This is a genomic window from Mycobacterium terramassiliense (assembly GCF_900157385.1).
GTDB lineage: Bacteria > Actinomycetota > Actinomycetes > Mycobacteriales > Mycobacteriaceae > Mycobacterium > Mycobacterium terramassiliense.
In genome coordinates this window covers 1,697,697-1,718,757 of sequence record NZ_LT717701.1, presented here as the reverse complement: position 1 = coordinate 1,718,757, position 21,061 = coordinate 1,697,697, and the positions used below count along the sequence as shown (strand labels likewise).

At 68.9% G+C, this 21,061-nt stretch carries 20 protein-coding genes and 1 tRNA gene; 6 read left to right on the top strand and 15 right to left on the bottom strand.

What is annotated here, in order from left to right; translation table 11 throughout:
- Positions 1–31: 31 nt before the first annotated feature.
- Positions 32–1,057, top strand: coding sequence for a patatin-like phospholipase family protein (locus tag MTAB308_RS22895; protein WP_077104686.1), 1,026 nt, complete (start codon positions 32–34; stop codon positions 1,055–1,057).
- An 11-nt stretch (positions 1,058–1,068) separates the two neighbouring features.
- On the opposite strand, the gene MTAB308_RS22890 is transcribed toward MTAB308_RS22895, so the two are convergent.
- The 10 genes from MTAB308_RS22890 to MTAB308_RS22845 all read right to left on the bottom strand — a co-directional run bounded on the left by MTAB308_RS22890 (position 1,069) and on the right by MTAB308_RS22845 (position 11,057).
- Positions 1,069–1,938: a patatin-like phospholipase family protein gene (locus tag MTAB308_RS22890; RefSeq protein WP_077102424.1), complete on the bottom strand. Its 870-nt coding sequence runs from the start codon at positions 1,936–1,938 to the stop codon at positions 1,069–1,071.
- Between the two features lie 12 nt (positions 1,939–1,950).
- Positions 1,951–2,823: a class II glutamine amidotransferase gene (locus MTAB308_RS22885; RefSeq protein ID WP_077102422.1), complete on the bottom strand. Its 873-nt coding sequence runs from the start codon at positions 2,821–2,823 to the stop codon at positions 1,951–1,953.
- 100 nt (positions 2,824–2,923) lie between these two features.
- Positions 2,924–3,979, bottom strand: a complete 1,056-nt coding sequence (locus MTAB308_RS22880; protein ID WP_077102420.1) for an NAD(P)H-dependent amine dehydrogenase family protein — start codon at positions 3,977–3,979, stop codon at positions 2,924–2,926.
- A 72-nt stretch (positions 3,980–4,051) separates the two neighbouring features.
- Positions 4,052–5,683 carry a long-chain fatty acid--CoA ligase gene (locus tag MTAB308_RS22875; RefSeq protein WP_077102418.1) on the bottom strand — a complete coding sequence of 544 codons (1,632 nt, stop codon included), beginning with the start codon at positions 5,681–5,683 and terminating at the stop codon, positions 4,052–4,054.
- Positions 5,684–5,826: 143 nt separating this feature from the next.
- Positions 5,827–6,921 carry a YncE family protein gene (locus MTAB308_RS22870; protein ID WP_077102416.1) on the bottom strand — a complete coding sequence of 365 codons (1,095 nt, stop codon included), beginning with the start codon at positions 6,919–6,921 and terminating at the stop codon, positions 5,827–5,829.
- A 401-nt stretch (positions 6,922–7,322) separates the two neighbouring features.
- Positions 7,323–7,661 (bottom strand): P-II family nitrogen regulator, encoded by a 339-nt coding sequence (locus MTAB308_RS22865; RefSeq protein WP_077102414.1) that lies wholly within the window; start codon positions 7,659–7,661, stop codon positions 7,323–7,325.
- 14 nt (positions 7,662–7,675) lie between these two features.
- Positions 7,676–9,091 carry an ammonium transporter gene (locus MTAB308_RS22860; RefSeq protein ID WP_077102412.1) on the bottom strand — a complete coding sequence of 472 codons (1,416 nt, stop codon included), beginning with the start codon at positions 9,089–9,091 and terminating at the stop codon, positions 7,676–7,678.
- Positions 9,092–9,249: 158 nt separating this feature from the next.
- Positions 9,250–9,990, bottom strand: coding sequence for a DUF427 domain-containing protein (locus MTAB308_RS22855; protein ID WP_083746729.1), 741 nt, complete (start codon positions 9,988–9,990; stop codon positions 9,250–9,252).
- Between the two features lie 23 nt (positions 9,991–10,013).
- Positions 10,014–10,289, bottom strand: a complete 276-nt coding sequence (locus MTAB308_RS22850; protein ID WP_077104684.1) for a DUF6295 family protein — start codon at positions 10,287–10,289, stop codon at positions 10,014–10,016.
- A 12-nt stretch (positions 10,290–10,301) separates the two neighbouring features.
- Complete coding sequence (locus MTAB308_RS22845; protein ID WP_077102408.1) at positions 10,302–11,057, bottom strand: dienelactone hydrolase family protein; 756 nt, start codon at positions 11,055–11,057, stop codon at positions 10,302–10,304.
- A gap of 324 nt (positions 11,058–11,381) precedes the next feature.
- Here MTAB308_RS22845 and MTAB308_RS22840 point away from each other — a divergent pair, with 324 nt between their 5' ends.
- Entirely contained in the window at positions 11,382–12,572 is a 1,191-nt protein-coding gene (locus tag MTAB308_RS22840) for a cytochrome P450 (RefSeq protein ID WP_077102406.1), read from the top strand.
- A 108-nt stretch (positions 12,573–12,680) separates the two neighbouring features.
- Here the strand turns inward: MTAB308_RS22840 and MTAB308_RS22835 are convergent, their stop codons facing one another.
- The 4 genes from MTAB308_RS22835 to MTAB308_RS22820 all read right to left on the bottom strand — a co-directional run bounded on the left by MTAB308_RS22835 (position 12,681) and on the right by MTAB308_RS22820 (position 16,124).
- Entirely contained in the window at positions 12,681–14,285 is a 1,605-nt protein-coding gene (locus MTAB308_RS22835; protein WP_077102404.1) for an esterase-like activity of phytase family protein, read from the bottom strand.
- A 19-nt stretch (positions 14,286–14,304) separates the two neighbouring features.
- Positions 14,305–15,087 carry a hypothetical protein gene (locus MTAB308_RS22830; RefSeq protein WP_077102402.1) on the bottom strand — a complete coding sequence of 261 codons (783 nt, stop codon included), beginning with the start codon at positions 15,085–15,087 and terminating at the stop codon, positions 14,305–14,307.
- 105 nt (positions 15,088–15,192) lie between these two features.
- A complete protein-coding gene (locus MTAB308_RS22825; protein WP_077102400.1) occupies positions 15,193–16,005 on the bottom strand; it encodes a methyltransferase domain-containing protein in 813 nt (270 codons plus the stop codon).
- Between the two features lie 45 nt (positions 16,006–16,050).
- Positions 16,051–16,124 (bottom strand) — tRNA-Leu (locus tag MTAB308_RS22820).
- Between the two features lie 357 nt (positions 16,125–16,481).
- On the opposite strand from MTAB308_RS22820, the gene MTAB308_RS22815 reads away from it, so the two are divergent.
- From MTAB308_RS22815 to MTAB308_RS22800, 4 genes are all read left to right on the top strand, one after another.
- Positions 16,482–17,351, top strand: coding sequence for a PPE family protein, SVP subgroup (locus tag MTAB308_RS22815; protein ID WP_077102397.1), 870 nt, complete (start codon positions 16,482–16,484; stop codon positions 17,349–17,351).
- Positions 17,352–17,411: 60 nt separating this feature from the next.
- Entirely contained in the window at positions 17,412–18,608 is a 1,197-nt protein-coding gene (locus MTAB308_RS22810) for a PPE family protein (RefSeq protein ID WP_077102395.1), read from the top strand.
- Positions 18,609–18,773: 165 nt separating this feature from the next.
- Positions 18,774–19,070 carry a WXG100 family type VII secretion target gene (locus MTAB308_RS22805; RefSeq protein WP_066914021.1) on the top strand — a complete coding sequence of 99 codons (297 nt, stop codon included), beginning with the start codon at positions 18,774–18,776 and terminating at the stop codon, positions 19,068–19,070.
- Between the two features lie 50 nt (positions 19,071–19,120).
- A complete protein-coding gene (locus MTAB308_RS22800) occupies positions 19,121–19,405 on the top strand; it encodes a WXG100 family type VII secretion target (protein WP_077097458.1) in 285 nt (94 codons plus the stop codon).
- Between the two features lie 63 nt (positions 19,406–19,468).
- Here MTAB308_RS22800 and MTAB308_RS22795 read toward each other — a convergent pair whose 3' ends face one another.
- Complete coding sequence (locus MTAB308_RS22795) at positions 19,469–20,785, bottom strand: PPE family protein (protein ID WP_077102393.1); 1,317 nt, start codon at positions 20,783–20,785, stop codon at positions 19,469–19,471.
- Between the last annotated feature and the right edge of the window lie 276 nt (positions 20,786–21,061).

The following is a 21,061-nucleotide window of genomic DNA, read 5'->3' as shown; positions in this document are numbered from 1 at the left end:
GATGGCGGGTTCCGCCGCGCAGAATGAAGACATGCCGCGCCCCTCTTCACCCACTCGGGTGGCACTGGCGCTGGGCAGCGGCGGCGCCCGCGGCTACGCCCACATCGGCGTGATCGAGGCGCTGCGGGCCCGCGGCTACGAGGTTGTCGGGGTCGCCGGCTCCTCGATGGGCGCGATGGTCGGCGGGCTGCACGCGGCGGGGCGACTCGACGAGTTCGCCGACTGGGCGAAGTCCCTGACGCAGCGCACCATCCTGCGTCTGCTGGACCCGTCCATCAGCGCGGCCGGCGTGCTGCGGGCCGGCAAGATCCTGGACGCGGTGCGCGACATCCTCGGGCCGGTCTCCATCGAGGAGCTCCCCATCCCCTACACCGCCGTCGCCACCGATCTGCTGGCCGGCAAGTCGGTGTGGTTTCAGCGCGGCCCCCTCGACGAGGCGATCCGCGCGTCCATCGCCATTCCCGGGGTGATCGCGCCACACGCGTTCGACGGCCGCCTGCTGGCCGACGGCGGCATCCTCGACCCGCTGCCGATGGCGCCGATCGCCGCGGTGAACGCCGACCTGACGATCGCGGTCAGCCTCAGCGGCAGCGAGGCCGGCGGCATCGCAGGCGACCGCGAGGCGGAGCCGGGGGCCACCGTCGAGTGGCTGAGCCGCATGGTGCGCAGCACGTCCGCGCTGCTGGACACCGCCGCGGCGCGGTCCCTGCTGGACCGGCCGACCGCGCGGGCGGTGCTCGGCAGGTTCGGGTCGGACGATGCGGACGCCGAAGACGTCGGCCCCGACGACGTCGCCGACCTTCCGGTGGTGCCCAAACTGGGCAGCTTCGAGGTGATGAACCGCACGATCGACATCGCCCAGTCCGCGCTGGCGCGTCACACGCTGGCGGCCTACCCGCCCGACCTGCTGATCGAGGTGCCACGTTCGACGTGCCGGGGCCTGGAATTTCACCGGGCGGTGGAGGTCATCGCCGCGGGCCGGGCGCTGGCCGACGAGGCCCTCGACGGCCTCGAAGCCGAGCCGGAGCGCGCCGCGCCGCCCGCACTCGACGGCTGAGCGCGCCGGGGTCAGGCACCCAGGAAGCGCGCGACGGCCCGGGCTTCCCGGCGGCCCTGTTCGCGCCCGGCCATGGCCGAATCGATGCGGCAGCGCGGATCCAGGGGGTTGGGTCCGAACGCCGCCAACGAGCCGGCATCGGCGAACAACGCGAACGCCGTGCCGGCGAACGCCGCGATCTCGGCGGCCGGCCCCGCGCCGAACGCCGCCGGCGCGTCGGCGCCCGACGGCACCAGCACCACCGCCGCGGCGCAATCGCCGGCCACCGAAAGGTTGACCGAGCTGGCCACCCCGCCGTCCATATAGCGCCGCCCCCCGATCGTCACCGGCGGCCACGCCCCCGGCACCGCGCAGCTGGCCGCCACGGCATCGACGAGCCCGACACCCGAGGGCCGATCGAACACGACGAGTTCGCCGGTGGCGACGTCGATCGCGGTGATCCGCAGCGCCCGGTCCGGCCAGTCGTGCGACGGTAGCCGCTGGGCGATCACGCGGCGCCGCACGGGCTCGGCAACCGTCTTGGCGGCCAACGCCACGGCCCCGATCCGCCGCATCTGCTGACCGGTCCTGTCCTGCGCCTCGTCGTACGGTGCGGCCAGGGCGGTCAGGAAGATCGCGGTGATGTCGTCGATGTCGACGCCGGAATCGATTTCGGCCGACGACTCCGCGACTTGCCGGTCGTACAGGGCCTCCAGCGGGCAGCCGCTGCCGATCTGCGCGGCGACGGCCGCACCCGCCGAGGTGCCCACCAGCACGTCCGAATCGAGCAGGGCGCGGGCCGCCGCGGGCGCCTCGTCGGCGATGCCGCGCAAAACGCCCGTCTCCCAAGCGATTCCCGCTATCCCGCCACCGGCCAGCACGAGCGCTCGTCTGGTTGTCACGTCGGAAGGCCCTTACGCCGACGTGTGCTGGGCCCGCTGGGCGGGCTCGCTCAGGTCGGCCCGACGCAGCGGATGCGCCGGCGGGTCGGGCAGCACGACCGCGTTGGTGATGCGCAGCCCGGCGTCGACGTGGACGAGCTCTCCGGGCTCGAGCGGGCGCCAGCGCGGGTCGTCGTCCATCGGCTCGCTGGCGAACACCACCGAGGAGCGGGTGCACAGATGCTCGGACCGCGCTCGGATTCGGTGCGTGCGCAAGTCGAATTCGGGCGGTGCCGCCTCGTGCGGATGGCGCCGGTCCAGGACGTAGAGCTGGTGGGTCTGCGGGTAGCGCAGCGCCCACATGTCGGTGGCCGTGCTCAGCACGACGTTGACCGCGTAGATCGGCACGTTCGCGGCCAGCCAGCGCATGGCGTCGAGGAGGCCGGCGGTCTCGTCGCCACCCCGGGCGCGAATCGAGCCGGTGATCAACGCGAACACCCGCTCGGAATCGGTCTCGCCCGCGACCAGGCCGTCGGTGCCGAGCTCGCGCAGCCGTTCGTCGATGTCCTCCAGCCCCTCGACCACACCGTTGTGCGCGAAGATCCGGCCGTCCTGCAAGAACGGGTGGGTGTTGCGGACGTCGAGCGAACCCGTCGTCGCATAACGGACGTGGGCGACGAAGGTCGTGCCGGTCAGCTCGTGCGCCTCGGTGGCGAACTGGGCGTCCTGCCAGGCCGCGATCGGATCCTTGTCCACCTGTGGCCGGCCGTTGCGGTCGAAGACCCCCAGCCCGGTGCCGTCGGGGTTCCGGCGGCTCTGCTCGGACAGGCTGTCCGGGGCGTTGAGCAACCAAAAGGTCGCGGTGCATACGTCCGTCCCGGCGTGCAAGCCAAAAAGTCGGCACATGATTCCGACCGTACCGAAGGCGGCTCTGCCGGATTTCGCGACACATAACCAGTTGCGACGACACGCCGAAAAGCGTCGCAACGGATGATGTCTCGCGGCGCTAGCGCGCCAACCCGGGCGCGGCCCGGCCGGTGATCAGCGGCAGATCGAAGAAGCTTTGAATCCCGGCCGGGGCCGCGCAGGTGGCGGGCACTGCGTTGACGCAGTGCGCGGCGGTGGCGACGATCCCGGGGTTGCTCCGCAGGCCCGCCTCCACGCTTTCCGGCTGCCAGCCCTTCACCGTGACGAAGGTGTCCGGGTTGCCGCGCACCTCGATCTCGTAGCGCTCCCCGGCGGGGCCGAATGACCAAGGTGGGTCCAGGTTTTCGGACCCCATCAGCCAGTTCACGGTGATCCGCACGACCACCGCGTCACCCACCAGCGCCTCCCAGTGGAAGCGGCGCCCGGCGACCTGGCCGGGCTGGATCGCCCCGATCGGCGAGTCGATGGGCGCGGTCGCCACGGCCACCTCCTGCGCCGACCGGATGGGACCGGCGGCGAAGCCCAGCTGGTCGACGCAGAGCCGGACCGACTGGGTGAAGCCGCCGTCGAGCAGCTTTTGCATCGGCCCGGTGAGCGCGCTGTCGGGCGTGCCGCCGAAGCCCATCACGTGGCGCAGCACATCCGGCGCTCCATAGGTGCGCAGGTCGGAAAACTCCTCGGCGCGAACGAAGGTCACTCCCGTCGACATCACCGACAACAGCAGGGGAAACAGCTCGGTGGCCGCGCCCGGCCCGATGCCGGCGCCGTGCAGCGTCGCGTTGCCGGCCTGCGCGGCGACTTCCAGTGGGGCGCCCTCCTTTTCGCTCGGGTAGAACCAGCCGAGCGGGCTCACCACGTTCTTGCCCGAGCGCAGCAGCGCCGCGACCTCCTCGACGCTGGGCAACAAGGGCGCATAGATCACCGCGTCGGCGTCCAGCCTGAGCACCTCGTCGATGCTGCTGGTCGCCGTGACGCCGAGCGGCGACGTGCCGATGATGTCGCCAACGTCCCTGCCGGCCTTGGTCTCCGAATGCACCCAGCAGCCGACGAGTTCGAGCTCGGGATGTTCCAGGACGCCCTTGATGGCCGCGGTGCCGACCGATCCGGTCGCCCACTGAACGACGCGCAGGCTCATGTACGCACCTCACCTTTCCCGTCGCGAGCAGACAGAGATGCGATCTGCGTCCGCTCGCGCATAACAGCCCGCTCAGTCGCGGGCCTCGACCACCCAGTAACCGTGCTCGGCGTATCGCGCCCGGATGGCCTTCTTGTCGTACTTGCCCACGCTGGTGCGCGGAATCTCGTCGACGAATGTCCAGCGCTCGGGCAGCCACCACCGGGCCACCTTGTCCGCCAGGAACTTTCGCAGGTCTTCGGCGCTCACCGACGAGTGTTTGGCGACGACGACCGCCAGCGGTCGTTCCTGCCACCGCTCGTCGGGCACCCCCACGACGGCGGCCTCGAGCACCTGGGGGTGTCCGATGAGGCAGTTCTCCAGCTCGACCGACGAGATCCATTCCCCGCCGGACTTGATGACGTCCTTGGCCCGGTCGGTCAGGGTGACGAACCCGCGGTCGTCGATGCGGCCGACGTCGCCGGTGCGCAACCAGCCGGAGTCGAACTTGGACTCGTCACGCCCGAGGTAGTAGGAGCCGGTGATCCACGGGCCGCGGACCTCGACCTCGCCGACGGCCTCGCCGTCGCTGGGCAGCACCGCGCCGTCGTCGTCGACGATCCGCATCTCCACCCCGCCCACCGGCTGGCCCTGCGTCGCGCGGAACGCCCAGTGCTGATCGTCGGGGGTTCCCGGCGGCGGCCACGCCATCGTGGCCATCGGCGAGGTTTCGGTCATGCCCCACAGCTGACGGATCTGGACGCCGTGCTTCTCCTCGAACGTGCGCATCAGCGACACCGGAACGGCCGAGCCGCCGCAGACCACCAGGCGCAGCGATGACATGTCGTGCTCGGGGTCGTCCTCCAGGCGGTGCAGGACATCGTTCCAGATGGTGGGCACGGCGCCGGCCACCGTGGGCCGAAGCTTTTCGACCATGCCGATCAGCGAGCGGGCGTCGAGGTGACGATCGGGGAGCACCAGGTCGGCGCCCGCCAGCAGCGCCGCGTACGGCAGCCCCCACGCGTTGGCGTGAAACATCGGCACGACCGGCAGCACGCTGTCGATGGCCCCGACGCCGATGCCGTTGGTGGTACATGCCGCCATCGCGTGCAGGAAGCTCGAACGATGGCTGTAGACAACACCTTTCGGGTTGCCGGTGGTGCCGCTGGTGTAGCACATCGCGGCCGCGGACCGCTCGTCGACCTCCGGCCACGCAAAGTCCGGCGATTCGGCGTCGATCAACTCGGCGTAGCTCAGCACGGTCTTACCGGATTCCCGCAGCGGCCCGGCTTGTTCGCCCTCGCCGACCACGATCACGGTCTGGACCGTCTCGAGTTCGCCGAGGACCGGGGCCAGCAGTTTGACCAGCGACCCGTCGACCAGCACGACCCGGTCCTCGGCCTCGTTGGCCACGTAGGCGATCTGCTCGGGGAACAAGCGGATGTTGAGGGTGTGCAGGACCGCGCCCATCGACGGCACCGCGAGGTAGGCCGCCAGGTGTTCGGCGTTGTTCCACATGAACGTCGCGACGCGCTGATCCCCGGTAACCCCCAGGCGGCGCAACGCGTTTGCCAACCGGGCGGCCTGTTGCCCCAGCTCGCGATGGGTGATGCGCCGGAAGCCGTCGCCGGTGGCGGTGGTGACCGTCCGCGCTCCGTGGACGCCGCAGCCATGCCGCATGATCGCGGCGATGGTCAACGGAAAGTCCTGCATCGTGCTATCCATCGAGGTACCGCCTCGCTCTCTCGGCGCAACACCGCCACCTCTGCGGTCGGGCGAATGCTATCGCCGCATGCGGCCTTGAGAAAACGGGTTCCCCCGACAATGCGCGTTTTAAGCGCGAGTTGCCGGGTTTGCCCGGCGAAGCGTCAGGCCAGGACCGGCTCCCGGTGCGGCAACTCGGGGACGACCCACTCGGTCGGGGCCTGGCTCTCGTGCACCGACGTCTCGATGCCCAGGGCGACGATCGAGGCGACGGGCGCCACGGTGACCGTGCCGGCATAGTCGGCGATGTAAAGGTATTTCGCGTCGGCGCTTTCGACCATGCACGACGGCTGATCGGCGACCCCGATCGTGCCGATGACGTCGTGGGTGAGCGTGCACAACACCGTGATGCCGTCGTCGCTGACCAGGTAGGCGCGGTCGCCGTCGCCGCTGAGCGTCAGGCCGGTCAGCATGCCGATCTCGCCGATCTTGCGGGTGCCGGTGACCTTGGCGGTGCGGGTGTCGACGACGTCGATCACGGCGCCCAACTCGGGGGCGCAGCTGGCCACGTACGCGAGCGCGCCGTTGGGGCTGAGCGCGACGTCGCGGAGGGGCAGGCCGATCTCGACGGTGCCCACAACGCGCGGCCGCGACGGCGCGCGGGTGTCGATCACGACGAGCTGGCCGCCGGCCGCCCCGTTCGTGGCGACATACAGCCGGCCCCCGTCGGCGCTGGCCCGCACGCATTCGGTGGTGGTTCCCGGCCGGTTCGCCCACGCGACCTCCGCCACGCGGCCGGTCCTGGCGTCCACGACGGCGACATCCGCGCCGCGGGCGCCGTTTCGGCCCGCGTAGACGTAGTTGCCGTCGGGGCTCACCGCCAGGTCGCTCACGCTGTGCGCCAGCGGATGGGTCGCGACGACCGTGTTGGTCGGCACGTCGATGACCCCGATCGCGTCGTACGCCGGTGTCACGGTGCTGACGTAGGCGCGGTGCGTGTTGTCGCCGGCCACGGCGAGCGCAAAGGGCTCTGGCAGGTCGGCGACGGTGTGCACGACGCGGCAGGTGTCGGTGTCGATGACCGAGACGCTGTCGCCGGCGTAGTTGGCCACCATCAGCCGGGTGCCGTCGGGGCTGGCGGCGATGCCGCTGATCGGACCCTGGTGCACGGCGATCTGGACGACTATCGGGAACCCGGCCGCCGCTCCCAACTGGATGACTTCGCCGCCTCCGGCCTCTCGGTGGTTCACTGCGAGCATGCTGGCACCGCCTTTGCTGTCTTCGTAGTACGTCCGGTTCCCTCAATGGGCGCCCCGCGCCTCGCACGAACTGGACCCCACCACCCGTAGATGGCTGCTTGAAGAAAAATTTTACCGAGCGAATTACGGGCAAAAAGAATGCGACATCGGCGCTGTCGGAAAAATCACGTCGCACGCGCCACCAACGCTTAGGCTCTTTTCATCGACGATGCTGGGAACGACTCGCCGGCGAACCAAATTCCCGGATCTGCCAGGTGATTCAGGTGCGCGGCTAACACCGGGCCCGCGTCACGGTCGATGCCGATAAATAAGAGTCTCTTAGAATTGCGGCGGAAAGAGGCAAATGTCACATTTTGCCGATGCGCGCGCCATTCCGGAATTAATTCGCTGACAACTTCCCCTCAGAGCGCGTTGTGGTCGCGTTCGCCGGTGCGGATGCGGATCACCTTCTCCAGCGGTGAGACCCAGACCTTGCCGTCGCCGATCTTTCCGGTGCGGGCCGCGCCCATGATCGCCTCGACGACTCGGTCGGCGAACTCCTCGTCGACGAGTACCTCGACACGGACCTTCGGCACGAACTCGACCTTGTACTCGGCTCCGCGGTAAACCTCGGTGTGCCCGCGCTGCCTGCCATACCCCTGAACCTCGGTGACGGTCATCCCCAGCACGCCGACGGCCTCCACGGCGTGCCTGACGTCATCGAGCGTGAAGGGCTGGACGATCGCGGTGACCAGCTTCATGGCGTCTCACAGCCTCAATCGTCCACCGGTTCGGCGGCCTTGGAGCCCACCGTCCCGGCCCGCGTTGACCCAATCGGCTCGACCAGCCGGCCCGTGACGAGGCCCTCGTCGGGGTAAGCCTCTTCGTCGTGCACGCCGACGTCACCGGCTTCCAGGACCTCGTCGGGCATCCGCAGCTTCATGAACAGGCCGAGGACCCTCAGGATGACGAACGTGACGAGCGCGTCCCAGACGATGACCGTGGCCGCAGCGCCGGCCTGGATCAGGATCTGTTTGGGGTGGTGGCCGTATAGCCAACCGGCAGTGGTCACGTCCTGCCCGGTGCTGCCGCCCAGGTATTCGACGATGTGCGGGTCGGCGAGCACGCCGACGAGCAACCCGCCGGCCAACCCCGCCACGCCGTGGGTGTGGAAGACGCCCAGGGTGTCGTCGACCTTCTTGAACGGCCTCGTCCTGCCCAGCCAGTTCCAGGACATCCAGACCAGCGACGAGGCGACGAAGCCGATGATCATCGCGCCGAAGCTGTTGACGAAGCCGGCCGCCGGGGTGATGGCGACGAGGCCGGTGATCATGCCGTTGACGCCGCCGAGGAAGGTCGGCTTGCGCTGCTTGCTCGCGAAGATGTCCCAGATCACCCAGGTGAGCAACGCGACGGCAGTGGCGAGGTTGGTGTTGAGCACCGCCAGCGATGCGTCGGCACCCGAGAAGTACGGGTCACCGCCGTTGAACCCGTTCCAGCCGAGCCACAGCACGCCGGCGCCGACCGCGGCCAGGGGAAGGTTGTTGGGCACGGCGCGCTCCCGGTCGCGCGCCAGCCGCGGGCCGATCACCGCGGCGGCGACGAATCCGCTTGTTCCCGCGGCGAGGTGGATCACGTACCCACCGCTGTAGTCCAGGGCGCCCGCGTGGGCCCACCAGCCCCCGCCCCACAACAGGAAGGCGTTGACCGAGTAGGCGAAGGTCGACCACAGCGGTACGAAGATCAGCCACACCTTGAAGTTCATCCGGCCGATCACGCTGCCCAAAAACAGCAGCGGGGTGATCGCGGCGAACACGAACTGGAAGTAGGCCAGGGTGGTCTCGGAGAACCGGAAGGACGGCATCGTGCCGTCCAGCAGCGGGATGTAGGCGATCTGCTGGTTGTTGCTGCTCAGGATCGTCCTCGGCTTTCCGACCGCCGACTGCAGCATGCCGGGGCCCAGCTTGAGCGGCTCGCCGAAGCCCATCTTGAAGCCCCACAGCACCCACACGACCAGCACCAGCGAAAAGCCGGTGAAGGCCATCAGCATGGTGTTGACGGCCCACTTCTTCTGCACGATGCCGGCGTAGAGCACGGCGATGCCTGGAATGCTCATCAGGCCGACCAGGGTCGCCGCCACCAACTGCCAGGCGTTGTCTCCGGGGTTCAGCCAATCGGGATAGGGCAACATGGTTCAGACACACCCCAATTCGAGCCAATGGGCTTAGTGGATCAGCCGCGGTACGAAGTGACGCCGTAGACGGGTGAAGCGTCGGCCCGCAATGTTTCGGCCGTGTGTTCGGCGGTTTAAATATTGATTTCTTTCGGCGCGCCGCAGCCGCTCACGTGCTAGCTGAACTGGGTCCGGGGCCTGGGCAGCGCCACACCGTCGACGGTGATGTCGAGCTTCTCGTTGTAGAAGGCCACCAGGCCGGCGATCTGCCCGACCGCGGGCAGCGGGTAGTGGTAGGTCCACGCCAGGTCCGGGTGCGTGGTGTCGCCGGCCCGCACCGACCAGTAGCCCGACGTCACTCCCTTGTACGGGCACAGCGTTTGGGTGGAGCTCGGTTCCAGGTGTTCGAACGCCACGTCGGTCGGATCGATGTAATACCTTGTCGGCAAACCCGTTTCGAACAGCAGCACCGGAGATCCGGTGTCGGCGAGGATGATTCCGTCGAGCTCGACCCGGACGTGGCGGTGGGAGCGCAGCGCGTCGACGCGCGAATAGGGGTTGCGGGGGTGGCCGTAGATCGGCTCGTCCTCCTCGAACCACCGCAACGGATCCCATTCGAAGCGAACGGTGCCCGCCACGGGACCGTCACCGGCGTCGAACACCCGCGCCACCGAGGGATGCGTCTGTCCGGCACCGACCAGGGAGTGCAGCCGCGACGGACCGAGCTGCACCTTCTGCGGGTGGTCCTCGTCGACCAAAAAACCCGTGCGAACATCGTCCAGCGGGATGTAATACGCAGGGTAGTAGGGCAATTCCCACACGTAGCGGGCGGTGGTGGTGTCGAACACCAGCTCGTGGCCGAGGTAGCCGCGAACGCGGCGCGGCGCGGGCTCGACGCGCCCGCGGGCGGCGGCCATTTGTGGGTAGTCGCGTTCGGCCGTCACGTCTGGTCCCCGGATGCCAGCCCGGCCGGCGCGTTGGCGATCGCCCGGTGGATGGCGTCGGCGAGCGCCAGCGCGCTCTCCTCGGTGAGCTCGAGGGCGACCCGCGCCGACGGGCCCAGCTCCGGATTGATTACGTCGATGTTGACCGTGTGACCGTACGGCGCATGCACGGGGTGGTCAACATACACGGTCGCGCCGGTGGCGCCGAACCACCCCGTCGCCCCCTTGCCGCTGCCGTCGATCGCTACGTGTTCGGTGAGGTAAGTGCACATGCCTTGGCACACCTAGCCTTTCAGGTGGGTCGCGAAGAACTCGTCGATGCGGCGCCAGCCGTCCACCGCAGCCTCCGGCCGGTACGCCGGCCGGTCGACGGAGAAGAACGAGTGGCCCGCACCCTCGTAGGAGTGAAACTCGTGCGGCTTGCCGAACTTGGTCAGCTCGGCGTCCAGGGCGGCCACCGCGGGCGGCGCGGGGAAGCGGTCGTCGGCCCCGAACAGCCCCAGCATCGGGCAGCTCAGGTTCGCCGCCAGATGCAGGATCGGTTGCATCGCCCTGGGCATGCCCTCGGGTAGGTCCTCGACGATGAACGCGCCGTAGCAGTCCACCGCGGCGTCGAACTGCAGCGAGCACGCCGCCAAAAACGCGTGCCGCCCGCCGGAGCAGTGCCCGATGACCCCGAACTTGCCGTTCGCGCCGGGCAACGAACGCAGGTGCTCGACCGCGCCCGCGACGTCGCCGACCAGACGCTCGTCCGGCACCCCGCCGGCGGCGCGCACCGTTGCGGCCGCGTCGTCGGGCGCCGCGCCCGGGGCCTCGCGCGAATACAGGTTGGGGGCCACCGCGTGATAGCCGGTGACGGCGAGCCGCCGGACGAACTCCTTGGTTTCCCGGTCGTAGCCGGGCATGTGGTGGATCCACACGATTCCGCCGCGCGATCCCTCGGCGAGCGGCATGGCCCGGTACGCCTCGATCTCGTCGCCGCCGTGGCCGGTGATCGTGACGGTTTCCGCGCGGATGGCGTCCGGACTGGGCGCGTTCATCGCCGCTCCTTCTTGGGGCTCGCTACGACAAACCCAACGTAGCCGAACTGCGCCACGGTCACCCGATCGCGCGGTCACGAGGCCGTGTGTCCCGTCGACCGCCCAACGCGGCAGGATTGACTGACGATATGCTCGTATGTGACGATATCGTCAGTAGGAAGAAAGGGCGGGCTATGTCATGAGCTTCATCGACGAACCTGGCACATCGCGACCACGCCCCCGGCACCCAGCGTGGCTGCTGCAACGCGCCGTCGGCGCAACACTGCGTGATGCGCTGCGCGGCAATATTTTCCGTGGGCTCCAGCGCCAGGTTGGGCCGACTTGATGCGGAACGGCCCCCACAACGTTGCGAGCTACGGTCCAAACATCTACACCAAGTCAGCAGTGGTCGACCCGTACCCGCACTACCGCCGGCTCCGCCGGCTCGGACCGGTGGTGTGGCTGAGCCGGCACGGCGTGTATGCGCTGCCCCGCTATGCCGAGTGCAAAGCAACGCTGCGGGATGACGCGACGTTCATCTCGGGCCACGGCGTGGCACTCAATCCGATCAGCAATCGGCTGTCACGAGGCACGACGCTCAACAGCGACGGCGCGGAGCACGACCGGCGACGCAAACTGGTTGCGCACAGGCTACTTCCGCGAGCGTTACGCGACCTTGCCGAGACCATCGATGATCTAGCTGCCGCCATCGTCGACACCGCCGCGCGCCGCCGCACGGTTGACGCGGTCGCCGACCTCGCCTCGGCGTTGCCGCTGGCCGTGGTGCCCGATCTGGTCGGATGGCCCCGCGACGAGCGGGGACTGCTGATCGACTGGGGCGGGGCCACATTCGACGTGCTGGGCCCGCTGAATCGGCAAGCCGTCATGTCCTTTCCGCGTAGCCTGCAGATGTTGCGATTCGCTCGCCGCGTCGTCCGCCGCCGCACCGTGCTCGAGGGCAGCATCGTCGACGAGCTGCTCGCCGCGGTCGACGCGGGAACGGTGAGCCGCGAGCAGTGCACGGCGCTGATGATCGACTACATCGCGCCGTCGCTCGACACCACCATCAGCGCCATCTCAAACGCCGTGTCCCTGTTCGCCAGTCACCCCGAGCAGTGGCAACTCCTCAAGAACGACCCGGGCCTGATTCCCAACGCGGTCAACGAGATCGTGCGCTACGAATCGCCGCTGCGCGCGTTTGCCCGGCTGGTCCGGCATGACACCGAGATCGCCGGTGCCCCCATTCCGGCGGGTGCGCGCGTCCTCGTCATGTACGCCTCGGCCAACCGCGACGAACGCGAATGGAAAGACCCGGACGCCTTCGACATTCGCCGCGATGCGGGACGACACCTCGGCTTCGGCAACGGCGCGCATGCGTGTGCCGGCCAAGCCCTGGCCCGCCTGGAGACGGCCGCCATGTTGCGCGCGCTGATCAATCGCGTCGACCGCATCCACGTTAGCGGCCCACCTACCTGGGCCGAAAACAACATCATCCGCCGGTATCAATCGCTTCCCGTCACTCTCGAATCGGCCTGAGGATTCAGCGAGTGCTCGGCAAGCTTGGCCATTGAATTTCGGTTCCCGGGATGCAGCAAGCGTTGGAACGCATCGCCGAGCGCGAGGGCGCCGACCTGCGCGCCGGCCTCAGCCGACCTTGATCGGCACCGTCACCGATTCGGTCGTGGCGGGCAGCCGGGTGGTGTCGACGGCGAGGATCTCGCCGCTGTCCTGGGTGCCGTTGGGCAGCATCTTGGGCTTGAGCTGAAACGGCGGCGAATCGGAGGCCAGGCCGGCTAACCCGAAATCGCTGTCGTTGGCGATGATCAGCGTGTTGCCGCCGTCCCGGCTGATAACCCCTTCGATCTTGTCGTGCCCGAAGAAATTGCCGTCCGCCGAGAGCGTTCGCACCAGACCCCCGAGATCGAGCTTGAGCGACTTGGTGGCGAGGGCGATCCCGGCCGCCTTGAGTTTGGCGGCGGCCGCCGCATCGGTGCCGACGCCGACGAAGGTCTCGATGGGGACGCCGTCGATCAGCAGCCCGCCGGCACCCGCCTGATAGGTAGCCCCCGGGGCGGTCGAGTGCGGCCCGACGTCAGTGGCACCGGCGATGTCGGCCACGTAGATCTTCTTGTTGCCGCCGGGCTGCGGCGCGTCGTCGCGCTCGTCGATCAGGAACGTGGTGGCGCTCAACGCGGTGATTTCCGAGACCGCGACCTTCGTCTGCTGCGGGTTGGCCAGTGGATAGAGGTACTCGCGCACGTCGCCACGGTTGGCGAGGTTGATGGTCACGATCCGGGTCAGCGGAACGGATCGGGACGAGCCGGCCAAGCCCGGGGTGGCCAGCGCCGATTGCATGATGCCCACCAGCGTGCCGCCGTCGGGGGTGATGGTCAGCCCCTCCATGCCCTGATTCGGGCTGCGCAGCGCAAGCTCTGCGGGCAGGCTGCCGTCGAACGGCGAAAGACGTTCCAGCTCTTTGCCGTTGGCGTCGAAATGGACGACGAACGGGCCGTACTCGTCGGACACCCAGAACGTGCCGTCGGGCATGGCGACCAGGCCCTCGGTGTCCAGGCCGTGATCCGACTGCGGCAGGCGGTTGCCGTTGAGGTCCACCATCGACTCGCCGGTGGCGGCCCGCGGGTCGACGAGCCCCACCAGCGGCGCACCGTCCTTCCCGGTCAGCGTGATGATCTGCTCCAGCGAGGCCACGCCGCGGGCGAGTTTGAGCTTGGCGATCTGCGGATGGAAATTCGGTATCGGAAGCACCTTCTCGCCCGGGGTACGCCCGTCGACGTTGGGGCCCCGATCGGACAGGCCGTAGATTTCGTCGGTGCTGCCGGGCACCGCGGCGATCGCGGAGCCGTGCGCGTTGGCTTGCACGGCGACCTCGCCGACGATCAGCAACGGCGCCTCGTCCTCGACGTAGAGCCTGACGGCGTGGCTGACGGTGACCGGAAGCTGATCGGTGCCGGTGAAGCCGACGTCCGGCGTGTAGACCATCGCCCCGTACGCGCCGTACGCGATGGTGCCGTGGGCGGGCTTGCCGAAGGCCACCGGTGTGACGCCGCTGGTGGCCGCCAGCAGCTGGTCCGGCGAGATCGTCAGCACCCTTCCCGCGCCGGTGCTCAGTTCCTTCAGCGACGGCGCGGAGAGCGACGGCGGCGGATCCGACGAGCACGCCGCAACGGTGATCAACGCCGTTCCCGCCGCCAGCCACCCGGGCAGCGATGTCAGGCGAGGTGATGCCATGAAGCCAATCTTTGCGCTTCTAACGCCGCTTATCGCGCACTTTGTAGGTGGAGGGCCACGACTTTCGCGACTCGTCCCCCGTCAGCGGCGTCCCCATCCCGCCGACCTTGACGTTGTAGGCCTCCTTGCCGGGGCCGACCTCGCGGTCGGCGTGTTGCTGCGCCAGGTAGTAGAGCTCGTCGATGGTGGCCTCGTCGTAGGCGACGAACGACGTTTCGCGGGCGACGTCGTCGATGCCCGCCAACATCCGGTCGGGCAGGACGCGCGAGGCCAGCGCAGCCGCCCCCAGCAGCGAGAACGGAACGACCCAGTAGCAGACATAGGACAGCGGCGCCTGGGTGTCGAGGATCGTCGCGTTGGCATCGGCGATCGGCGGGATGGCCGACGACACCGTCATGCCCGCGAACGCGGCGACCCAGGCCCAGGTGAGCACGCCGGCCATCCGCGCGAACAGCTGGGTCTTGACGACGTCGTCGGGCCGTTCGGCGGCCGCCGATGCGCGCGCGAACGGCTTGCCGAGCAGCGCGCCGACCAGAGCGACCACGAAGATCCCGGCGTTGCCCAGCGGCAATATCCACCGCTGGTTGAACGAGTCATCGAGCGCGAGCGCCGGGATTGTCAGCACCAAAAACACTGCGGCAGAGCCGACTTGGAATGCATCCCACGGTTTGCCCGCCGAGCGACCGACCGCGATCACCGCGACGGCCAGCGTCAGCGCGACGAGCGCGGCCGCGGCGAACGGAACGTTACCGACCAGCACCCAATAGACGATCCACGGCGCCAAGCAAAACAGCATGCCCACGAGGGGTCAGTGTATGAGGGAGGCTTCGCGGCGCCCTCGGCGGCAACTGCGGTGGCCCCCGATGACTCCGAATGCACCCGATACTCGAGGGGGATTGGGCCGCGTTCACGCGCGGCACAGGATTTCGCCGTGCGGGATGGACAGCCAGCCGTCCGGCGCCGCGGCCCAGGACCGCCACGCCGCCGCAATCTCCTCGAGCTGCGCTGTGGTGGCAAGACCCAACCGCAACAGCTCGCGGGCCACGCCGGAGTGCAGGATCCGGTCGGCCCACATCCCGCCCCACCACTCGCGGGTTTCGGGCGTCGCGTAGCACCAGACGCTGCCCGTCGGCGCGACGTCGTCGAAGCCGGCCGCCAGCGCCCACGACAGCAGCCGCCGGCCCGCAGCCGGCTCGCCGCGGTTGGCGCGTGCCGCCCGGCAATACAGGTCCCGCCACAGATCGAGCGCGGGAAGCTGCGGGAACCAGACGAACCCCGCGTAGTCGGCGTCGCGCGCCGCGACGATGCCGCCCGGCCGGCACACGCGGCGCATCTCCCGCAGCGCCTGCACCGGATCGGCGACGTGCTGCAGCACTTGGTGGGCGTGGACGACGTCGAAGGCGTCATCGGGGAAATCGAGGTGATGCACGTCGGCGGCCGCGAAGGCGACGTTGGGCAGGTTGCGCCGCTCGATCTCGGCGCGGGCCACCTCGAGGACGCCGGCGAACAGGTCGACGGCCAGCACCGTTCCGGGCGCCACCCGCTCGGCGAGGTCGGCGGTGATCGTCCCGGGACCGCAGCCGATGTCGAGCACCGACGAACCCGGCTTCAGGTGAGGCAGCAGATAGGCCGCGGAGTCCTCCGCGGAGCGCCGCTGATGGCCGCGCGCCACCGGCTCGTGCCGCCCGCGCGGGTCGGTGGCCGGACGTTCGTCGGTCATCGCGGGTCCCTTGTTTGGTGCGTCCTGAGCATCACCCGAACGCCGTGCCCCCAGTCGGACTCGAACCGACACTGGACGGATTTTAAGTCCGCTGCCTCTGCCAATTGGGCTATGGGGGCCCGGCGGCGAATTTAGCGCGCGGAGCCGCACAACGGGGCGTCGCGCCCCACCAAAAAACGGCGAAAATCCAAAGATGCGGCCCGACCGCATTTGGCCTAAGATGCGCCCGCCGCGGGCCTCTTGATGCTTTGCGGGGGCATCTCAGATGACAGCGCCATGTCGGCCGACAGGACCTTGTTAAAACTGCTCGCGTCGTCGTTAAGAAGCCGTAAACGCCCGTCACCCTAGCCTTTTCCGCCGGGACTGTGGAGTCGTGGCTCGTTAACCTTACGCCGACGCACAGGAGCCGTTACGCGAACACACAGTGCCGAGCCACCGGGTGGGTTTCGGCAAGTTCCCAACACTAGGAGCAGAAGATGTCGTTTCTGACAACAATTCCTGAAGAGTTGCTCGCCGCCGCGGCACAGCTGGAAGGGATCGGCAGTTCACTGACGGCGCAGAATGCGGGGGCCGCGGCACCGACGACGACCATCGCTCCCGCGGCCGCCGACCCGGTATCGGGTCTACAGGCGGGAATCTTCTCGACGTACGGCACGCTCTACCAGCAGCTGGCCGCCGAGGCCCAGTCGATGCAACAGCAGTTCGTGCAGACCCTCGGCCTCAGCTCGGGCACCTACACCGCCACCGAGGCCGCCAACGCGTCGGCGGCGTCCAACCCCTTCGACACCATCGCCACTGGCTTGACCAACGTTGCGACGTTCCTCGGCGGCCCGCTCAACAGCTCGGGCGGAAACCCGCTCAGCTTCTCGGGCAACACGGCCAACTTCCTCAGCTTCGAGGGCGGAAACTGGGCGTCGGCCATGTCCGACTGCCTCGGCATGGCCGGCGGCGGCCTGATAGATACTTCTGCCGGCAACGCTGCTGGCGCTGCTGGTGACGCAGCAGGCGCTGCGGCGGGCGCGGCGGATGTGAACGCGGTGGCGCCGGCCGGGGGCCTAGGGGGCGCGGGCGCCATGGCCGCGATGCCGGTCGCCAGCACCGGCCAGGCGACCATGGTCGGCAAGTTGTCGGTTCCCCCGAGCTGGGCCGGCAGTTTCACGCCCGGGCTCAGTCCCGTCACAGCTGTTCAGACCGTCGGCTGGACCGGCGCCGCGCCGCAGGCCGGCCCGGGGACGATCGTGCCCGGGATGCCGGGATTGGGGGGCGCCGCCCGCAACAGCGCCGGCTTCGGCGCCCCGCGCTACGGCGTCAAGCCCATCGTCATGCCGAAGCCGACGGCCGTCTAGCAGCCGCCGCGCGCACACCCAAGCAAACAGGTTTCCAACAACAGAACGGGATACAGAAAAATGGTTCTCGATTTTGCAGCCTTGCCCCCCGAGATCAACTCGAGCCTCATGTACGCCGGCGCCGGTTCCGGACCGCTCATGGCCGCGGCAACGGCTTGGAGCAATCTGGCGGCCGAGCTCAGCACCACCGCGTCCTCCTGGGAGTCGATCGTCGGGACGTTGACCGGCGAGCAGTGGACGGGTGCGGGGTCGGCGGCGGCGGCGGCCGCGGCCGCGCCGTACATTTCCTGGCTGACCACGACCTCCGCGGCGGCCGAGCAAGCGGGCGCTCAGGCTTCGACCGCGGCGGCCGCCTACGAGGCAGCCTTTGCGGGGACCGTACCCCCGCCGGTGATCGCCGCTAACCGGTCGCTGCTGGCGGCGCTGGTGGCGACCAACTTCCTGGGCATCAATACGCCGGCGATCATGGCCACTGAGGCCCAATACATGGAAATGTGGGTCCAAGACGCACTCACCATGTACACCTACGCGGCCAGCGCGGCGGCTTCCTCGGTCCTTCAGCCGCTGACGCCGGCGTCGCCGACCGCCAGTCCGGCCGCGGCCGCCACCCAAGGTGCCGCGGTGTCGACCGCCTTGGCGTCCGCCCAGAGCAACAGCGCGGCGACGGGGTTGAGTGGCTTGTTGGCGAACTTTGGGACCGAGTCCTTCGGTACCGAGATATGGAACGCTTTCTCGACCGCGTTCCCTGGGCCGGCGGAGGTGCTGGATGCGGCGGACGGCTTCTTCGGCACGCTGTTCAACTTCAACCTCGTCCAGCAGTTCGGTGTGACCGCGGCGTGGTTCGTCGGCAACACCATCCCGACGGCGGTGTCGTTCGGGCACACAGTGGGCGCAATTCCGGCCGTGCCGTGGTCGACCGTCGACTCCGTTACACCGCTCGCCGGGGGTGTCGCGGCGGAAGGCGCCCTGGTGAACAGCGTGGGCGGCGGAGGGATGTCGGCGGGCATGGCCGAGGCCTCCACGGTCGGCGGCCTGTCGGTCCCGGCCAGCTGGTCTTCGGCCGCCCCGGCGACGCTGGCCTCGTCGACCGCTCCGCTCGAGGGCTCCGGCTGGACCGCCGCCGCCGAGGCCGAGCCGGTCGCGGCGATGCCCGGCATGCCGGGAATGGCGGGAGCGGCCAAGGGCGCTGCCGCCTACGGCTCCGGCCCGCGGTACGGCTTCAAACCGATCGTCATGCCCAAGCAGGTTGTCGTCTGATCCCGTGACAAGGGAGGGAAAACAGAAAGGATATGTGTCACCCATTCGAGGCGAACAGTTAGCCGGTACGCCTTGATCTATGCCTGATGCGGCTAGCACCGCATCGATCATAAATCGACAAGACTTCGTCAAGCTGAAGGCTTCCAAGACAAGGAGAAAGAAGACATGGCAACACGTTTTATGACCGACCCGCACGAGATGCGGGCGATGGCGGGCCGTTTTGAGGTCCACGCGCAGACCGTTGAGGACGAGGCTCGCAAGATGTGGGCGTCGTCGATGAACATCGCCGGTGCCGGCTGGAGTGGCCAGGCGCAGGCGACCTCCTACGACACCATGGGTCAGATGAATCAGGCCTTCCGCAACATCGTGAACATGCTGCACGGTGTGCGTGACGGGCTGATCCGCGACGCCAACAACTACGAGCAGCAAGAGCAGGCTTCCCAGCAGATCCTCGGCAGCTAGCCCAACGGCGCTGTCGCCTAAGACTTTTCACGACTTGAAAGGACGTAAACATGACCATCAATTACCAGTTTGGCGATGTGGACGCCCACGGCGCGACGATTCGCGCCCAGGCGGCGTCGTTGGAGGCCGAGCACCAGTCCATCGTTCGCGATGTGCTGGCCGCTGGTGACTTCTGGGGCGGCTCGGGTTCGGTGGCCTGCCAGGAGTTCATCACCCAGTTGGGTCGCAACTTCCAGGTGATCTACGAGCAGGCCAACTCCCACGGCCAGAAGGTGCAAAGCGCCGGCAGCAACATGGCCAGCACCGACAGCGCCGTCGGGTCCAGCTGGGCCTGACACCGCACGCTTAAGAACGGGGCCGCACACCGGTGGGTGTGCGGCCCCGTTGCATTGTCCGCGCTACCCGGCCACCGGCGAACGCGGAATCAGCGTGGGGCGGAACCCGATTCGCTGGACCGCACCCTCGGATTCGCGTCCGACCATGCCGCCCAGCGGCAGCTTGGAGATGCCCGCGGTGGGGGCTGACGCGGGCGATGCGCCCCACCCGCCCGGCATGGCGTTGGCGTCCAGCGCGGGCAGCGGCGTGACCGACGAGACGGCGTCGGCCCAAGTCGGCGGCACCGACAGGGTGCCGAGCGAAGGCGCTTGACCCACGCTCGCCGACGCTGCCGCGCCCAAACCCCCAACGGGTCCGAGGCCTCCCAGGCCACTGACGGCTCCCCCGTCGACTCCCTCGAGCGATCCCAAGCCTGCGAAATCCAGGCTCAGGCCATACCCGTCGAAGCCAAGCCCCGCGCCGTCGGCGCCCAAGCCGGCGCCGTCGCCGCCGAGCCCCGCCAGGTCGGAGCCCAGGCCGATCGCATCGAGGCCAACCCCGCCCGTGTTTCCGCTGAGCAGAGATGTGAGGCTCGAGGTCAATCCGGAGAGCGCACTCGCACCGGTGCTGGCGCCCTTGGTGGCGGTTTTGCCCGTAGCCCCGGTCAGACTCGACAGCGCGCTGAGCGGGGCGGAAGCCCCCGACGATCCCAGCGACACGGCGGCGCCCGCCGCCGGCGACAGCCCGGTGCCGGACGCGGCGCCCGGGGTCGCCAAGCTCTGCAGAGTTTGGGGCACCGAGGACATCAACTGAGCCGTCGTCGTCTGGGCGTTGCTGCCGACCTGGGCGCCGGTCTGCCCGGCGACGCCGCCCGGGTTGGTCGTCTGGGGCGGCGCGGTGAACGTCGAAAAAGCCGACGCCGCAGCCGCATTGGCGGCGTAGCCGTACATCGCCGTGGCGTCCTGCGCCCACATCTCGCTGTACTCGGCTTCTGTGGCCATGATCGCCGGCGTGTTCTGCCCGAAGATGTTGGTCGCGATCAGCGCCATGAGCTGGGCGCGGTTGGCCGCGATCAGCGGCGGCGGCACCGTCATCGCGTATGCCGTTTCGAACGCCGCCGCGGCGGCCGTGGCCTGGGTGGCCGACTGCTCACACTGCGCGGCGGTGCCCGTCATCCACGATATGTAGGGCGTCACCGCGGCCGCCATCGACAGCGACGTCGGTCCCAGCCAGGACTCGTCGGTAAGGCTGGCGATCACCGACTGGTACCCGCTGGCGGCGTCGGTCAGCTCGGCGGCCAGCGATTCCCAACCCGCCGACGCGGTCAACAGGGTTCCGGGCCCCGGACCCAGATACATCCGACCGGAGTTGATCTCCGGTGGCAGCGCGCCAAAGTCCATCGCCCGTTCCTATCCTTCGCTTGAGTTTGCTGGTCCAGTTATGTGGATCTTGCGTCCGCGGCGCCGATGCCGCGGACGGCCGTGGTGAGCGAGAGCACGTCTCCACCGCGAGCCGCGCCCCGCCGCGCTTGACGCGAATCGCGACGAAGCGCTCCTCTATACGCGCGGACATCGCCGTCGATGTCCGTCGGCATTACCCGCTCGACCGAAGCGCGACCGGTTGGTTCTCCAGCCCGATTGAGGGAGCAGGCAAAGCCGATCGTCTTGCAATCAGCA

Coding starts and splice junctions, on each gene's coding strand:
- MTAB308_RS22895 (WP_077104686.1), top strand. CDS start 32: ATGCCGCGCCCCTCTTCACCCACTCGGGTGGCACTGGCGCTGGGCAGC.
- MTAB308_RS22885 (WP_077102422.1), bottom strand. CDS start 2,823: ATGTGCCGACTTTTTGGCTTGCACGCCGGGACGGACGTATGCACCGCG.
- MTAB308_RS22880 (WP_077102420.1), bottom strand. CDS start 3,979: ATGAGCCTGCGCGTCGTTCAGTGGGCGACCGGATCGGTCGGCACCGCG.
- MTAB308_RS22875 (WP_077102418.1), bottom strand. CDS start 5,683: ATGGATAGCACGATGCAGGACTTTCCGTTGACCATCGCCGCGATCATG.
- MTAB308_RS22870 (WP_077102416.1), bottom strand. CDS start 6,921: ATGCTCGCAGTGAACCACCGAGAGGCCGGAGGCGGCGAAGTCATCCAG.
- MTAB308_RS22865 (WP_077102414.1), bottom strand. CDS start 7,661: ATGAAGCTGGTCACCGCGATCGTCCAGCCCTTCACGCTCGATGACGTC.
- MTAB308_RS22860 (WP_077102412.1), bottom strand. CDS start 9,091: ATGTTGCCCTATCCCGATTGGCTGAACCCCGGAGACAACGCCTGGCAG.
- MTAB308_RS22855 (WP_083746729.1), bottom strand. CDS start 9,990: ATGGCCGCCGCCCGCGGGCGCGTCGAGCCCGCGCCGCGCCGCGTTCGC.
- MTAB308_RS22850 (WP_077104684.1), bottom strand. CDS start 10,289: ATGTGCACTTACCTCACCGAACACGTAGCGATCGACGGCAGCGGCAAG.
- MTAB308_RS22845 (WP_077102408.1), bottom strand. CDS start 11,057: ATGAACGCGCCCAGTCCGGACGCCATCCGCGCGGAAACCGTCACGATC.
- MTAB308_RS22840 (WP_077102406.1), top strand. CDS start 11,382: ATGCGGAACGGCCCCCACAACGTTGCGAGCTACGGTCCAAACATCTAC.
- MTAB308_RS22835 (WP_077102404.1), bottom strand. CDS start 14,285: ATGGCATCACCTCGCCTGACATCGCTGCCCGGGTGGCTGGCGGCGGGA.
- MTAB308_RS22825 (WP_077102400.1), bottom strand. CDS start 16,005: ATGACCGACGAACGTCCGGCCACCGACCCGCGCGGGCGGCACGAGCCG.
- MTAB308_RS22815 (WP_077102397.1), top strand. CDS start 16,482: ATGTCGTTTCTGACAACAATTCCTGAAGAGTTGCTCGCCGCCGCGGCA.
- MTAB308_RS22810 (WP_077102395.1), top strand. CDS start 17,412: ATGGTTCTCGATTTTGCAGCCTTGCCCCCCGAGATCAACTCGAGCCTC.
- MTAB308_RS22805 (WP_066914021.1), top strand. CDS start 18,774: ATGGCAACACGTTTTATGACCGACCCGCACGAGATGCGGGCGATGGCG.
- MTAB308_RS22800 (WP_077097458.1), top strand. CDS start 19,121: ATGACCATCAATTACCAGTTTGGCGATGTGGACGCCCACGGCGCGACG.
- MTAB308_RS22795 (WP_077102393.1), bottom strand. CDS start 20,785: ATGGACTTTGGCGCGCTGCCACCGGAGATCAACTCCGGTCGGATGTAT.